The 13,821-nt window shown below is 68.4% G+C and carries 16 protein-coding genes; 9 read left to right on the plus strand and 7 right to left on the minus strand.

What is annotated here, in order from left to right:
• Positions 1 to 7: 7 nt before the first annotated feature.
• From JWS13_RS25550 to JWS13_RS25570, 5 genes are all read left to right on the plus strand, one after another.
• Positions 8 to 1,207 carry an acyl-CoA dehydrogenase family protein gene (locus tag JWS13_RS25550; protein ID WP_206008148.1) on the plus strand — a complete coding sequence of 400 codons (1,200 nt, stop codon included), beginning with the start codon at positions 8 to 10 and terminating at the stop codon, positions 1,205 to 1,207.
• 4 nt (positions 1,208 to 1,211) lie between these two features.
• Positions 1,212 to 1,940 carry an enoyl-CoA hydratase/isomerase family protein gene (locus JWS13_RS25555; protein WP_206008149.1) on the plus strand — a complete coding sequence of 243 codons (729 nt, stop codon included), beginning with the start codon at positions 1,212 to 1,214 and terminating at the stop codon, positions 1,938 to 1,940.
• Positions 1,941 to 2,014: 74 nt separating this feature from the next.
• Positions 2,015 to 3,424, plus strand: coding sequence for an MFS transporter (locus JWS13_RS25560; protein ID WP_206008150.1), 1,410 nt, complete (start codon positions 2,015 to 2,017; stop codon positions 3,422 to 3,424).
• 162 nt (positions 3,425 to 3,586) lie between these two features.
• Positions 3,587 to 3,961 carry a nuclear transport factor 2 family protein gene (locus JWS13_RS25565; RefSeq protein ID WP_012690605.1) on the plus strand — a complete coding sequence of 125 codons (375 nt, stop codon included), beginning with the start codon at positions 3,587 to 3,589 and terminating at the stop codon, positions 3,959 to 3,961.
• Between the two features lie 70 nt (positions 3,962 to 4,031).
• Positions 4,032 to 5,141 (plus strand): DUF6777 domain-containing protein, encoded by a 1,110-nt coding sequence (locus tag JWS13_RS25570; RefSeq protein ID WP_206008151.1) that lies wholly within the window; start codon positions 4,032 to 4,034, stop codon positions 5,139 to 5,141.
• Positions 5,142 to 5,178: 37 nt separating this feature from the next.
• On the opposite strand, the gene JWS13_RS25575 is transcribed toward JWS13_RS25570, so the two are convergent.
• Positions 5,179 to 5,988, minus strand: a complete 810-nt coding sequence (locus JWS13_RS25575) for a CPBP family intramembrane glutamic endopeptidase (protein WP_206008152.1) — start codon at positions 5,986 to 5,988, stop codon at positions 5,179 to 5,181.
• Positions 5,989 to 6,173: 185 nt separating this feature from the next.
• On the opposite strand from JWS13_RS25575, the gene JWS13_RS25580 reads away from it, so the two are divergent.
• Positions 6,174 to 7,316: a TIGR03364 family FAD-dependent oxidoreductase gene (locus JWS13_RS25580; protein ID WP_206008153.1), complete on the plus strand. Its 1,143-nt coding sequence runs from the start codon at positions 6,174 to 6,176 to the stop codon at positions 7,314 to 7,316.
• A 44-nt stretch (positions 7,317 to 7,360) separates the two neighbouring features.
• Positions 7,361 to 8,062, plus strand: coding sequence for a phosphonatase-like hydrolase (locus tag JWS13_RS25585; protein ID WP_206008154.1), 702 nt, complete (start codon positions 7,361 to 7,363; stop codon positions 8,060 to 8,062).
• An 8-nt stretch (positions 8,063 to 8,070) separates the two neighbouring features.
• On the opposite strand, the gene JWS13_RS25590 is transcribed toward JWS13_RS25585, so the two are convergent.
• Positions 8,071 to 8,826 carry a GntR family transcriptional regulator gene (locus JWS13_RS25590; protein WP_206008155.1) on the minus strand — a complete coding sequence of 252 codons (756 nt, stop codon included), beginning with the start codon at positions 8,824 to 8,826 and terminating at the stop codon, positions 8,071 to 8,073.
• 122 nt (positions 8,827 to 8,948) lie between these two features.
• Between JWS13_RS25590 and JWS13_RS25595 the strand changes: the two genes are divergently transcribed.
• Positions 8,949 to 9,920, plus strand: coding sequence for an alpha/beta fold hydrolase (locus JWS13_RS25595; protein WP_206008156.1), 972 nt, complete (start codon positions 8,949 to 8,951; stop codon positions 9,918 to 9,920).
• Here JWS13_RS25595 and JWS13_RS25600 read toward each other — a convergent pair.
• Genes JWS13_RS25600 through JWS13_RS25610 form a run of 3 tightly spaced genes read right to left on the minus strand, consistent with a single transcriptional unit; the run spans position 9,892 to position 11,812 of the window.
• Positions 9,892 to 10,107 carry an SCO6045 C-terminal-like domain-containing protein gene (locus JWS13_RS25600; RefSeq protein WP_206011966.1) on the minus strand — a complete coding sequence of 72 codons (216 nt, stop codon included), beginning with the start codon at positions 10,105 to 10,107 and terminating at the stop codon, positions 9,892 to 9,894. The two genes, JWS13_RS25595 and JWS13_RS25600, sit on opposite strands and share 29 nt — an antisense overlap.
• Positions 10,104 to 10,949 carry an MbnB/TglH/ChrH family RiPP precursor modification enzyme gene (locus JWS13_RS25605; RefSeq protein ID WP_206008157.1) on the minus strand — a complete coding sequence of 282 codons (846 nt, stop codon included), beginning with the start codon at positions 10,947 to 10,949 and terminating at the stop codon, positions 10,104 to 10,106. The genes JWS13_RS25600 and JWS13_RS25605 overlap by 4 nt, the downstream gene beginning before the upstream one ends.
• On the minus strand, positions 10,946 to 11,812 hold the full coding sequence (locus JWS13_RS25610; RefSeq protein ID WP_206008158.1) for a TIGR04222 domain-containing membrane protein: 867 nt from the start codon (positions 11,810 to 11,812) through the stop codon (positions 10,946 to 10,948). The genes JWS13_RS25605 and JWS13_RS25610 overlap by 4 nt, the downstream gene beginning before the upstream one ends.
• Before the next feature lie 141 nt (positions 11,813 to 11,953).
• Between JWS13_RS25610 and JWS13_RS25615 the strand changes: the two genes are divergently transcribed.
• On the plus strand, positions 11,954 to 12,604 hold the full coding sequence (locus tag JWS13_RS25615; RefSeq protein ID WP_206008159.1) for a maleylpyruvate isomerase family mycothiol-dependent enzyme: 651 nt from the start codon (positions 11,954 to 11,956) through the stop codon (positions 12,602 to 12,604).
• A 3-nt stretch (positions 12,605 to 12,607) separates the two neighbouring features.
• Here JWS13_RS25615 and JWS13_RS25620 read toward each other — a convergent pair whose 3' ends face one another.
• Both JWS13_RS25620 and JWS13_RS25625 read right to left on the minus strand, forming a co-directional pair.
• Positions 12,608 to 12,949 carry a hypothetical protein gene (locus tag JWS13_RS25620; protein WP_087558615.1) on the minus strand — a complete coding sequence of 114 codons (342 nt, stop codon included), beginning with the start codon at positions 12,947 to 12,949 and terminating at the stop codon, positions 12,608 to 12,610.
• A gap of 153 nt (positions 12,950 to 13,102) precedes the next feature.
• Positions 13,103 to 13,771, minus strand: a complete 669-nt coding sequence (locus tag JWS13_RS25625) for an SDR family oxidoreductase (protein ID WP_206008160.1) — start codon at positions 13,769 to 13,771, stop codon at positions 13,103 to 13,105.
• Positions 13,772 to 13,821: the final 50 nt, after the last annotated feature.

A 13,821-nucleotide genomic window follows, 5' to 3' on the forward strand; every position in this document is an offset into this window, starting at 1 on the left:
CTGAACCATGGAATTCGCATACAGCCCCCGCCTCGCCGACCTCAAGGAGCGCGCCCGCGCCCTGACCGACACGATCATGCAGTTCGAGGACGAGTGCGAACGCAACAACGGGATCTCCGACGAATCCCACGCCACCATCAAGGCGGCCGTCCTCGCATCGGGACTGCAGGCGATCAACACCCCCGTCGAATACGGCGGAGCCGGACTGACGGTACTCGAGCAGGCCGTCGTGCAGGACGAACTCGGCAAGCTCACCAATGCGCTGTGGGACACGGTGTGGCGGCCGGCGAACCCGCTGACCCACGCGACCCCCGAACAGCGGGAGCGCTACCTGATCCCCGGTGCCCGCGGCGACCGCCGCGACGCCGTCGCGATCTCCGAGGCCAACGCCGGTTCGGACTTCTCCGCGGCGAGCACCACCGCGACCCCCGACGGCAACGGCGGCTACATCATCAACGGCGAGAAGTGGTTCGTCACGGTCGGTGACGTCGCCGACTACCTCATCGTGCTGGCCAACGTCGAACCCGATCACGCCGCGACGATCTTCCTGATCGACGTCGACACCCCGGGCGTGAAGATCAAGCACATCCCCCGCTACACGCACACGTTCGTCTACGAGCACCCCGAGTTCACGTTCGAGAACGTGCGTGTCGGCGCGGACGCCGTGCTCGGCGGCATCGGGCAGGGCCACGACCTCACCCGCGACTGGTTCACGGAGGAGCGGCTGATGATCGGCGCACGCACGATCGGTGCGGCGGAGCGGGCGCTGACCCTGGCCGTCGACTGGGCACGGGAGCGGGTGCAGGGCGGCGAGCCGCTGATCAACCGTCAGCTGATCCAGGGCATGATCGCCGATTCCGTCGTGGACATCACCACCAACCGGGCGCTCACCCACCAGGTGGCGTGGGAGTTCGACCAGGCCGACCCGAATGATGCCGACCTGCGAAAGACTCTGCACGCCAAGGCCGCGACGGTGAAGCTGGCCGCGTCCGAGGCATCGAACCGGGTGGTGGACCGGGCCGTCCAGATCTTCGGCGGCCGCGGCTACATCCGCGACTACCCCGTCGAGCGGCTGTGGCGCGAACTGCGCGTCGACCGCATCTGGGAGGGCACGTCGGAGATCCAGCGCCTGGTCATCGCGAACGAGGCCAACAAGCGGGGTCTCGAGAACCTGCTGTCCTTCCGCTACGAGGCCGGGGAGTTGTAGCACGATGCTGACCGAGAACACCGGAACCGTCGACGTGCGCCGGGACGGCGACGTCGCCGTCGTCACCCTGCGGCGCGAACAGAAGCGGAACGCGCTGTCCACGCACATGGAAGCCGCACTGCTCGCCGCGCTGGGCTCGCCCGAGGTGAAATCCAGTCGGGCCGTGGTCGTCACCGGGGGCGACTCGGTGTTCTCGGCCGGCGCGGACGTCACCGAACTGCGGGAGATGACGCCGGAGGCGATCGCCGAGTACTACCGGACCTCCGGGTCGGTGTACGAGGCGCTCGCGGCGCTCCCGCAACCCACCGTGTCCGCGATCACCGGCTACTGCCTCGGCGGCGGCCTCGAACTGGCCCTCGCCACCGACATCCGGGTCGCCGACCCCGCCGCGGTCTTCGGCTTCCCGGAGATCGGCATCGGAATCCTCCCCAGCTCCGGCGGCGTCACCCGCATCACCCGCATCGCCGGGGCCGGCCGTGCCCGCGACCTCGTGTTGCGCGGTCGGCGCTTCGATCACACGGACGCCGAACGCTGGGGCGTCGTCAGCGAGATCGCCCCTCCGGCAGAGCACGTGAAGCAGGCGCTGAGCATCGCGCACGAACTCGCGGCGTATTCGCCTCTGGCGCTGAGCATCACCAAGCAGGTGCTGGACGTCAGCGCAGACGCCCCGCACCACGCTTCGCTGCTGCTCGAGCAACTCGCCTACTCGGCGCTGAACAAGACAACCCCTTAGCGGTACCGGCCGAGTGTGGCCGACTCGACCGCCACCCCGAGGGTGACGGCACCAATCTACGTAGTGGAGACGACATGAGTTCCTTCGACGTGATGGACAGACCCGCCAAACGCGGGTTCCACACCAAGCTCCTGATCGCGTGCTGTGGCGGACCATTCCTGGACGGGTACGTCATGAGCATCATCGGCGTGGCCCTGCTCGGCGTGCACGAGCAGCTACATCCGACGACTGCCGAGGCAGGGTTGATCGGCGCGGCATCGCTGATCGGTATCTTTTTCGGCGCCACCGTGTTCGGATTCCTCACCGACCGGGTGGGCAGGGAGAAGATGTACGCCCTCGACCTGGTGGTGCTGGTCGTCGCGTGCGTGCTGTCGGTGTTCGTCCAGTTGCCGTGGCAGCTGATCGTGCTGCGCTTCGTCATCGGCGCGGCCATCGGTGCGGACTACCCCATCGCCACCTCGCTCCTCACCGAGTTCACCCCCACCAAGAAGCGCGGCGCGATGGTCGGGATGTCCGCCGTCGCATGGTCGGCGGGCGCCGTCGCCGCCTACGTGGTCGGTGCACTCGTCGTCGGCATCTCCGGCGGCAACGACCACTGGCGCCTGCTGCTCGCGTCGAGTGCGGTTCTGGGTCTGATCGTGATCCTCGTGCGGCGCGGAATCCCGGAGTCGCCGCGGTGGCTCCTGAAGAACGGCCGGGTGGCGGACGCCGAGGCCGTGGTCGAGCAGATCTACGGCGAAAAGCTCGATCTGAGCACGGTCACCGTCGAAGACACCGCCGACAAACCGAAGGCGGACATCAGGATCTACTTCCGGGGTCAGTACCTCGCGCGGCTGATCATGTGCAGCGCCCTGTATCTGGCGGTCGTCACCCCGCTCTACGCGCTGCTGACGTTCCTGCCCACGATCCTGTCCGGATTCTCGATCTCCGGCGACGGTTCCGCGGGACTGATCGTGGAGACCGTCATCATCGGACTCATCGTCGCCGGATCCATTCCCGCGCTGTTCCTGGTCGAGAAGTGGGGCAGGCGCCCGATCGCGGTGATTCCGTTGGCGCTGATGGTGATTCCGTTGGCCGGGTTGTGGTTGTGGGCGGACGGGCCGCTCTGGTTCATCGTCGCCGCGTTCTGCGCGTACGCGTTCATCTCCGGCGGTCCGAGCATCCTGGTGTGGATCTACCCCAACGAACTCTTCCCCACCGAGTTCCGGGCCACGGCCGTGGGAATCGCCACCGCCGTCAGCCGGTTCGGCGCCGCGACCGGCACCTACCTGCTGCCGCTGAGCATGTCCTCGCTGGGCACCGGCACCACGATGCTGTTCGGTGCGGTCCTGACGGCGGTCGCGTTCGTGATCTGCTTCTTCATGTCGCCCGAGACCAAGGGCAAGTCGCTGGAAGAGGTGTCGTCCGTGTCCGCGGCGCCGGTGACGGGGACGAGCACTCCGCGGCTGGAGAAGCTGGAGGAGGCGTCCGCGCCGCGAACCTGAGAGATCGCCTTTCCTCCGCCCCTGCCGACTTTTGCTTCCGTCGGCAGGGGCGGACCCCTGTGCGACCATGTCCCGCTGCCTGGGAGAAGGGGCTCCCCGCCGGCGGCGTGCTGCGCTACTCTCACGGCTAGAACACGTTCTATTCGACTGAGGAGTCGCATCATGGCACCGTCCGCAGAAGACATCCGCAAGACCGTCGAGAGGTATATCGAGGCGGTGGCCACCGGGACCGCCGACGACGTCGTCGCGCTGTACGCCGAGGGCGCCACCGTGGAGGACCCGGTGGGCACCGAGCCGCGGACCTCGGTGGAATCGCTGCGCGAGTTCTACGGGGTGATCGAACCGCTGAAGCAGACCGGCGAACTCCTGACGCTGAAGATCGCCGGCAACTCGGCGGCGTTCCACTTCTCCCTCGTCACCGACCTCGGTGAGCAGAAGCTCGAGATCGCGCCGATCGACGTCATGACCTTCGACGACGACGGCAAGATCACGTCGATGCGGGCGTTCTGGTCGCAGGAGGACATGATCACCAGCTGACCGAAAGCCGGGCCGGCAACCACACCGCAATACGGCCCGGCCGATCGGCGACTGTGCCTACGATGGCGGGGTGGCCACCGACGACGCCGGGCGGGCTGCACGGCGTGCCCGACGCAGACGAGTCGTTCGTGCCGGTACGCGCCCCGGGCGCGCACCGCGTAGCTGGCTGGCGGTTCTCGGAGCCCTGACCGCGGCGGTGACCGTGGCGTGCTCCTCCGGTTCCGGGGGCAACCCCGACCCGGTCGACCTCGATCGGGCCACCGACCAGGGACAACTTCCGTGGACGGAAGTGCTTCTTCCACCGCAGACGCCGACGACGGTTCCGTTCGGCCCACCCGGAACCGACCTGCCGGGCGAGCCCCGAGCCGCCGGTATCCGGGTGGTCGGCGACCGCGCCGGACTCTACGGCGGAAGCCCCGACCGCGTGCTCTGCGACCGGCAGCGTCTCGTCGACGACCTCGAGGGGGATCCGGCGAGGTTGGACGCCTGGTCGAGTGTGTTCCAGGTCGACGACGTGCGCAATTACGTCCGGACCCTCACCCCCGTCCTGCTCCGCGCGGACACCCGCGTCACCAATCACGGCTTCGACGACGGCCACGCGACGGCATTCCAGTCGGTGCTCCAGGCCGGGACCATCGTGCTGATCGACGACCACGGCGTTCCCCGTGTCCGGTGCATGCGCGGCAGCCCGTTGCTGTCCCCGGTGGTGAACCAGGACGCCGAAGTCGAGGGCGATCCGTGGCCGACATTCCAGCAGGACCGGCTGTACGTCGTCCAACCCTCCAACCTGGCGATGACCGAAGTGGCCGTGGTCGACCTGATGACCGGGGGGCTGTCGACGGTGCCGATCGGCTCCGGCCCACAGCAGCCCGCGGAGCGCCCGAATCCGGTAGCTCCCGTGGAAGCCCAGGCGCCGGTGCCGGTTGTCGATTCGCCGCCCGCCGTGGTGCAGCAGGCCGCTCCCCGGCCCGCGCCCGTCCCCTCCCCGGAACCCGCGCCGCCGCCGCCGCCTCCGCCGCCACCACCACCGCCCCCGCCGCCGGCACCCGTCGCCGTGCCGCCGCCCGCACCCGAGCCGCCGGTGTACAACCCGCCGCCCGCGCCGGTGCCCGCTCCACCGCAACAGATTCAGGTGCAGATACCGGGTCTGCCGCCGATCGTCATCCCGATTCCGAACTGACGCCCGCGTTCGGCTAGAGGGCGAGGCCCGCGCTCCGCTAGAGGGCGAGAAGGGCTGCGTGCGCCACGACCGCCTGGGTGAACAGCGTCCAGTCGTTGATGATGTGCGCGCCCGTCGAGACCCACAGGTTCTTGGTGCGGATGTACGCGAGCGTGAGCACCAGCCGGGCCCCGCCGATCACGATGAACGCCTGCGCGAAGTTCCAGTCGTAGGTCTGCAGATGTGCGGCGCCGAACCAGACTGCGCTGATCAGCCAGGCCAGGACGATCGCCGTCTTCCGGGACAGCTTCGCCCTGGTGACCAGGAAGTACATCAGTGCGAGGAACGGGATGACGGTGAAGACTTCCTCACCGACCAACTGGATTCCGGTTCCCACGTAGAACGCGACCGTGTCGAGCGCACCGCCCTCGCCCGCGCTGTCGACGGCCTTGTTGGACGCCACCCCGAACAGGGCCTGCACGACCAACGCCAGTGCGAACGTGACGGCCAGGTTCAGCAGCGCGAACCCGATCATCGTGAGGATGTCGCGGCCGCGCACCCTGCGGAACAGCGCGGTCCAATGTTCGCGCGTCACCATCGCCAGCACGGCGAGCGGGATGCCGACGAACAGGATCCGCGGAATCAGCGCCACCAGGTTACCGGGTTGCGGGATGAGGACCAGGGCCGCGAAACCGACGGCGACCGACGCCCACATCAGGATCCACTGCCGCGCCGAGAGCGCGGTGGGGGTCCCGTCGTAGAACGGGAAGTCGGCGTCGTCGCGGCGCTCGATCAGGGGTCCGAAGCGGTCGCCGGGCGACTCCGGTTCGTAGACGGGAACGGAACTGGATCCGGAAGCACCACTCATCAATTCGCCCCTCTGCGGTGGGTGGACGCGAGAGGCAATTTTCGCAGCAACTGCCTGCCGGTGCCACCCGGCGCGCCCGCACGGGCCGGCAACGGATGGTGAACGGAGAGAACTTATATATACCTGTCGTGAATTCGAACTACTTGTATTGACAAGTTGAGCATTCGGAGGCCAAGGTGGAATTCATGACACATCAACGACGCTACGACGTGGTGGTGGTCGGTGCCGGAATCCTCGGTCTCGCGCACGCCTACCACGCGCTCGATCGCGGACTGTCGGTGGCGGTGATCGATCATGCCGACCGCGTCGCGGGCGCATCCGTTCAGAACTTCGGCCACGTCTGCATCACCGCCCAGTCGGGTGTCGCCCGCGACTACGCGCTGGCCGGCCGGGAGCACTGGCTCGATCTGTCACGCAAGGCGGGGTTCTGGATCTCCGAGTCCGGAACCTATTGTGTGGCACGGCACGACGACGAAATGGCCGTCATGACCAAGTTCTCGGACAGGCGCGGACCGGCCGAGGTGGAACTGCTGCCGCGCGACCGGATCCTCGCCGCGCTCCCCGTCTCCGGCAGTCGCGTCGTCGGCGGCATGTACCTGTCCGGCGACCTCCAGGTGGACCCGAGGGAAGCGGCGCCCGCCGTCGCACGCTGGCTCGAGGCGTCTGGCGTCGACTTCTTCTGGCGCACCGCCGCAACCGGATTCGATCCCGGAGTGGTCCGCACCTCACGGGGTGAACTCCGCGCGGGGACGGTGTTCGTCACCGTCAACCACGACATCGACCGACTGTTCCCGGAGCAGGCCGAGCGCCGGGGGCTCCTGCGGTGCCGACTGCACATGCTGCGCGCGAGGATGCCGCTGACCGCACCGTTGCCCGGACCGCTGTTCACCGGATGGTCGCTCGTGCGGTACCGCGGTTTCGCGGATCTGCCCGCGACGGCGGCACTCGCGGTGCGGTTGCGCGACGAACACCCCGACTACGCCGACCTCGACCTCCACCAGATGTACACCCCGCAGCCCGACGGCTCGATCCTGCTGGGCGACACCCACATCCGTGATGTCTCGGCGGAGCCGTTCCAGTCGGAGCAGGGGTTCGAGGTACTGATCCGCGAAGCCGCCGCCCTGTTCGGCATCCCGGACGTCACCGTCATCGAGCGCTGGCAGGGCGTGTACGGCTCGGCCCCCGATTTCGAGTTCCTGATCGAGGAGCCCATCGACGGGGTGCACATCGTCACCGTCACCACCGGCATCGGCATGACGACCGGCATGGGTCTGGCGAAGGACCGGATCGACCACGTCTTCGGTCGCGAGTCCGTACCAGCGAACTAGCTATCCCACACATACATTCACCGAACACCGAGAGGAACACGACAATGGGAACACATCACCGGGACATCAGTCTCGTCGTCTTCGACATGGCAGGCACCACCGTGGAGGACAGCGGGCTGGTGCAGCAGTCCTTCCTCGCAGCCGACGCACACGCCGGGTTGTCGAAGACGGACGACGACCGGCAGCGGATGCTCGAGTACGTCTCCGACACCATGGGCCAATCCAAGATCGTCGTCTTCCGCCACCTCAGCGGCGGAAACGAGGAGCAGGCGCAGGCGGCGAACAAGGAATTCGAACGCTGCTACGCGCAACTCGTCGACGACGGCCGGTGCAGCCCCGTTCCCGGCGCCGAGGAACTCCTCCGCTCACTCCGAGAGCAGGGCATCAAGACGGCGCTCACCACCGGGTTCGCCCACGAGACGCAGATGTCGATCATCCGCGCGCTCGGCTGGGAGAACGTCGCCGACGTCGTGCTCTGCCCCGGTGACGGCGTCCGCGGCCGCCCCTTCCCTGATATGCCGCTGACCGCGCTGATTCGCGCCGGCGCCCCATCCGTGCAGTCCATGGTGGTGCTCGGCGACACCACGTCGGACATCACCACCGGCCTGCGCGCCGGAGCGCTCGCCTCCGTCGGCGTCCTCACCGGCGCCCACGACGCCCCCCAACTGTCCGAGGCCGGGGCCACCCACGTCCTCGACAGCGTCGCGGACCTGCCCGGTCTGTTCGACCGACTGCGCAGCGCCTGATCCGCCGATCAGAGACCGTTGCTGTCGCCCGACGGACTCCGCGGGTCGACGGTCCGGGCGTTCACGATGCTGAAGGCGACGAGGTCGGGCCGGTACCGGTCGTCGGCGTACTCGAAAGTGTCGCCGTGCTGGTCCCGCGACGTCCGGCGTTCCCGCAGCAAGGGGCTGCCGGGGGCGATGCCGAGATGTTCGGCCTCGGCCTGGGCGGCGGCGACGGCGTCGAGCACGTGCTCCATCGATTCGAATCGGACGCCGCGGGAGGTGAGGTAGTCGGTGATCGACCCGGAGTCGATGTCGAACTCGAACAGCAGGGAACCGACGCGGTCGGTGAACGTGCTCCGCTCGAGCATGGTCGGTTCGCCGTCGAGCAGGCGGACGCGGAGAACCTCGACGACGAAGTCGTCCGGTGCCACTCCCAGTGCGCGGGCGGCAGGCTCGGACACCCGGCGTCGGGCGATCTCGAGTGTGCGGCTGCCCGCGGTGCGTCCGGTGCGGTGCGCCCACTGGGTGAACGGCGTGAACGTGTCCAGGGTCTGCGTGATGTCGTGGCTGCGGACCACGGCCGGCTTGCCCTGGGACAGCTGGATGAGCCCCTCGTTCTTCAACGTCGCAAGGGCTTGGCGCACCGGGCCGCGCGACACCTCGAATTCTGCGCACAGCATGCTCTCGCTCGGCAGCGACTCGCCCACCGCGTACTGCCGCTGCATGATGCGCTTCCGGAGCTGAACCGCGACGAACTCGTGACGGGAGCGTGCTTCCACCATTGCGCATCACCCCACTTCCCCGGTCGGTCGACGGTTACCACTGCGAATCAGGTGCATTCTAGTGGCGTCGCCGTTACGGTACACTGCGAGAACGCGTTCCAGCCGGTGGAGGGATTCGGAGCATGGCGACGTCGACGGAGCGATCGGTCACGGTCGACGGATTCCGTTGGCAGATCAGCGAACTGGGTGACGGTCCGCCCGTGATCCTGTGCCACGGGTTCCCGGGCCTCGGCTACAGCTTCCGGCACCAGATGCTGGCCCTCGCGGCGTCCGGGTACCGCGCGATCGCCCCGGACATGCCCGGTTACGGCGGCACCGACGTGCCCCGCGACATCGACGACTACACCAACGAGCGGGTGTCGGACGCACTGATCGGCCTGCTCGACGCCCTCGGACTCGGCCGTGCCGTGTTCGTCGGCCACGACTTCGGCGCTCCGGTGGCCTGGACCGTCGCGCTGCGACACCGCGAACGTGTGTCCGGGCTGGTGCTGCTGGCCGTTCCCTACATGCCCGACCGGTTCCCGCTGCGCCCGTCGGAGCTCTATGCGTCGCTGGCGCGCAAGCACTTCCTGCACATCCACTACTTCCAGGAACCGGGTGTCGCCGACCGCGAACTCGACGGCGACCCCCGCGGCTTCCTCCAGCGGCTGTTCTACGCCTTGTCGGGCGACTACCGCTACCTGGACATCTGGCAGCACCCGTCGGAGGGCAACGGGTACCTGGACGTGCTGCCCGACGCCCCACCCCTGCCGTGGTCGTGGCTGACGGAGGACGAGTTCGAGCACTACGTGGAGGTCTTCACCCGGACGGGATTCACCGGCGGCCTGAACTGGTACCGGGCATACGACGCCAATTGGGAACGCGCCGCGAGAGTCCGGGTTGCCCAGATCGAGGTGCCGACGCTGTTCGTGGCCGGTGCACGCGATCCCGTCCTCGCGATGAGTGGTGCGCAGGCCCTCGACCGGATGCGCGACACCGTTCCCGACCTGCGCGGCATCCACCTCCTCGATGGCGCCGGTCACTTCGTCCAGCAGGAACGGGCCGAAGAGGTGAACGAGTTGCTGCTCAGCTTCGTCGCGGGCCGAGCAGGCTGAGCAGGCTGAGCAGGCGCCGCCGCATCGGTGCGGGCAGTGTGCCGGACTCCCCGGCCCCACCGGACCGCTTGCGCAGCAATGCCTTCGATGCGGTTTCTAGTGCGTCGCGGTCGAATCCCTCGGGTGGTTCCCCCGACGCGACGAGGGCTCGCACCAGCGCCGCCTGCCGATCGGCCAGCCCTGTCACGGCCAGCTCCATTCGGCGCCCCGGGTGATCCGCTCGAAGCCGGCCGCGTCCGCTATCGCATCCAGTTCGCCGAACAATTCCGAGGCGGGCGGGTAATTGCCGTCGCGCTCGAGCATGATCGCGGGCGCGCCCCCGGTTGCCCACTGCCGGACCAGGTCCAGCACCTCGACGGGCACCGGGTCGGTGTGGGTGTCGTGGTACGCGCCGTCCCGTTCGGACCCACCGGCGACGTGGCAGTACGCCACGCGTTCGAGGGGCAGTCGACGGAGTTCCTCGGCGGCGTCGCGGCCGCGGTTGCGGGCGTTCGCGTAGACGTTCGCGACGTCCAGCAGCAGGTGGACCCCGGTGCGTTCGACCAGTTCGGCCAGGAACTTGCCCTCGGTGTACTCGTCGTCCGGCCAATCGAACAGGGCCGCGATGTTCTCGACGGCCAGGGGCACCGGCAGACACTCCTGCGTGCGCCGGACGTTGCGCACCAACACGTCCAGGGCCTCTGCAGAGCGCGGCACCGGCAGCAGGTGTCCGGCCTCGAGGCCACCCGCGCGCACGAACGCGACGTGCTCGCTGACGAGTGGCGCACCGAGCGCGTCGGCGCACCGCGCGAGGTGGTCGATCCGGCGCTGCTCGACGGGCTCGGCACCACCCAGCGAGAGTGAAATGCCGTGCGGGACGACGGGAACCCCCAGCGACCGCAGTTCGTCGGGAACGTCGACCCGGCGTCGGCGGGCGGGCAGCGATTCGGCGATCACCTCGCAGAACCGCAGGCCGTCGAGTCGGTTGATGATCCCGCAGATCTCCGGCCGCCAGCCGATGCCGAGGCCCGGCTCGATCAGTGTGGTCATCCCCCGCACCCGCCGCCGCCGCAGCCACCTCCGCCGCCGCAGGAGGAAGAGCTATCGCCGCCGCTGCCACCGTCGCCGTTGCTGCTGCTGTCGGAGATGCCGGCCGCGCTCGCGAACCCCGGCGAGAACAGGGCGACGGACCCCATTCCGAACAGTGCCGCCGACAGCGCGATCGGCGTCGGACCGTATGCGGTCAGGGACGGGCGCATCCGCGGCGACAGGTACGAGTGTTCGCGGCGCAGTCGCTGCAATTCCGCCGTCCCCTGTCGCGTCCGGCGGCCGGTCCGTCGAACCAGTTCGCGGGAGGCCGAGAGCAGCACCACCGCGACCAGCAGGAATCCGATCGGCTTGCCCGCGGCGAACCCGGCGACGAGGCGTGCGACGCCGATGGCCATGACGACGAGGATCGGGATCGTCGCCCGGCGGTTCCACGTCTTCTGCTCGGGTCCGGTGAGCAGTCCCTGCGCGACCAGGGTGAACCGCAATTCGTCGAGTGGGGCCCGCAACCGGCCCGGGAGCCCGAGGTTGCCGAGGGCGCCGCGCCCGGAGGCGAGTTCGTCGTAGACGGCGCGCGTGAACCACCCGAGGGTGTTGTCGGGGACACCCCACGCCCGCAGGATCGTGCCGTCGTCGGAGATGATGCCGGCTCCCCGCAACAGCGTCAGGGATGCGGCGATGGCGCGATCGTCGCTGGTCAGCATGCCGGTCTGCACCGGATCGAGGCGGACGTAGGCGGTCGCGGCGGAGGGGGTGAAGCTGGAACGGAGGAACACGGCAATCCCGACCGAGAGTACGGCGGCGGCCACGTAGATCACCAGGAAGGTCTCGCTCGGTATCCCCCACGTAGCGGATTCGTTGTACATCACACACCACCTTTCAACCATGTTGTCCAACAGTCGATCTCAGTATCAGTACGATTGTCCCACATGCACCCGCCGGAAGCCGATCGTCACCGTACCGTTACCGAGAATCGGCGCGGGGTGGACTGTGGGAACATCGTCTGCATGACGTCACCGGGTGCCGCACTGTCGTATGTCGAACTGCTCGATGCTGTTGCCGAATCGCAGCGAACGGTGGAGGCGGCGCTCGCGGGCTTGACCGACGATCAGGCGCGGGGGCCGTCGCTGCTACCGGGGTGGAGCCGGGGACACGTCGTCACACACCTCGCGAGGAACGCGGATGCGCTCAACCGATTCGCCGTCGGGGTGCTCACCGGCGAGGCGGCGCCCGAGATGTACCCGGGCGGTCCGGCCGCACGGGCAGCGGCGATCGAGGAGGGGGCCGGACGTCCGGCGGAACTACTGGTGGCCGATTTCCGCTTCGCGGGACGGCGGGTGATCGAGTCGCTGCGCGGGATCACCGAAGATCTGTACGAGACGCCGGTGAACTGGCGTCAGCAGGTCCCGGCGCGTCAGGTGCCGGTGCTGCGATGGCGTGAACTCGAGATCCACCACGTGGACCTCGGCCTCGACTACACGGCGGCCGACTGGCCGGAACTTTTCGTGGAGCACACCTTGGAATCGGAGCTGCCCGCGCTGGCGGCTGGGCATCCGGAGGTCCGGGCGCCGGAACTTCCACGCACCGAACTGCTGGCCTGGGTCATCGGACGCCCCACGCGGGAGGGCCTGCCGCCCGTCCCCGCGTGGCCGTTCTGACCGTCAGGCGTATTCGACGCTCTCGAACGTGTCGGCGTCGTCGAGCGCGTCCCAGATGATCGCGTAGCGCTTGTGGGTCATCTCGTCGGCATCGACGAGGAGGGCGTCGAACAGAGCCTTCGGGTTCTCTTGCCACGACTGCACGAGGGCCGCGACCGCCTGCGGCGTGAACAGACCGGACCGCGCTGCCGCCTCGATCCACTCGTCGAAGTCGCCGCCATGAATCCGCTCGACTGCGTCCCGATCGACCTCGCCGTCACCGAGATCGAGAGTGAACATCGTCGCGAAGACGTCGCCGTCGACCGCGACGGCGGTGTCGCTGTGCATACGCTGTTCGGTGTTCATCGTGGGGATACCTCCTGGGAGTCGGTTCGCTGGACCCGACTCGCGTTTGGGACTTCTGCTGATGAGTAGAACTGTAGGGCGACTAATTGTGAGCAGCTTAAGGCCTTTGTGTGAGATCAATCTGTGATGTATCTCACGCAGGTTTCTCAGCTGTCAGCGCACCCTCAGCACGACTTCTGTGGGGTGCGCGTCACGCGGCGTCTCCACCGCCGTACGCACGGCTTTTGCGACCGTCGACGGCTGCAGGTATTTCTCCGGCCGGTATTCGTCGCCCTCGCCGGCCACGATGGCACGCTGCATATCGGTGTCGATCCGACCGGGGTGAACAGATGTGACGCGCAGTAACGGCTCTTCCAGGCGCAGTGCATCCCCGAACGCCCGCAGCGCGAATTTGCTCGCCGCATACGACGCCCAGCCGGCGTTCGCGCGGATGCCGGCACCCGAGTTGATGAGCACCACGTGGCCGCCTGCGGCGCGCAGGGCGGGCAGCAGCAGTCGCGTCAGTTCGGCCACCGCGATCACGTTCGCCTCGAGCGTGTGCCGCCACTGTTCGACGGTCGACTCCGCGACGGTCGCGAGGTCGGCGACGCCGGCGTTGTGGACGAGGACGTCGAGCCGGTCGATCGGTGCGCACGCCGCCGCCACCGCGTCGTAGTCGGTCAGTTCGACCGGCCAGGGGGTGGCGGCCGGCAGTTCGTCGAGGATCCCGGTCAGCGACCCGGCCGACCGGGCGCCGAGCAGAAGGTCGTGGGTCGGTGCGAGTTCGCGGGCGATGGCGGCTCCGAGGCCACGGCTGGCGCCGGTGATCAGGGCTGTGGGCATGCGCACGAGGCTATCGCCCGTGAGTACTTATTAACCGCCGGCGGTTAACA

The sequence above is a fragment of the Rhodococcus pseudokoreensis genome, from assembly GCF_017068395.1.
In the GTDB taxonomy this organism is placed as follows: domain Bacteria; phylum Actinomycetota; class Actinomycetes; order Mycobacteriales; family Mycobacteriaceae; genus Rhodococcus_F; species Rhodococcus_F pseudokoreensis.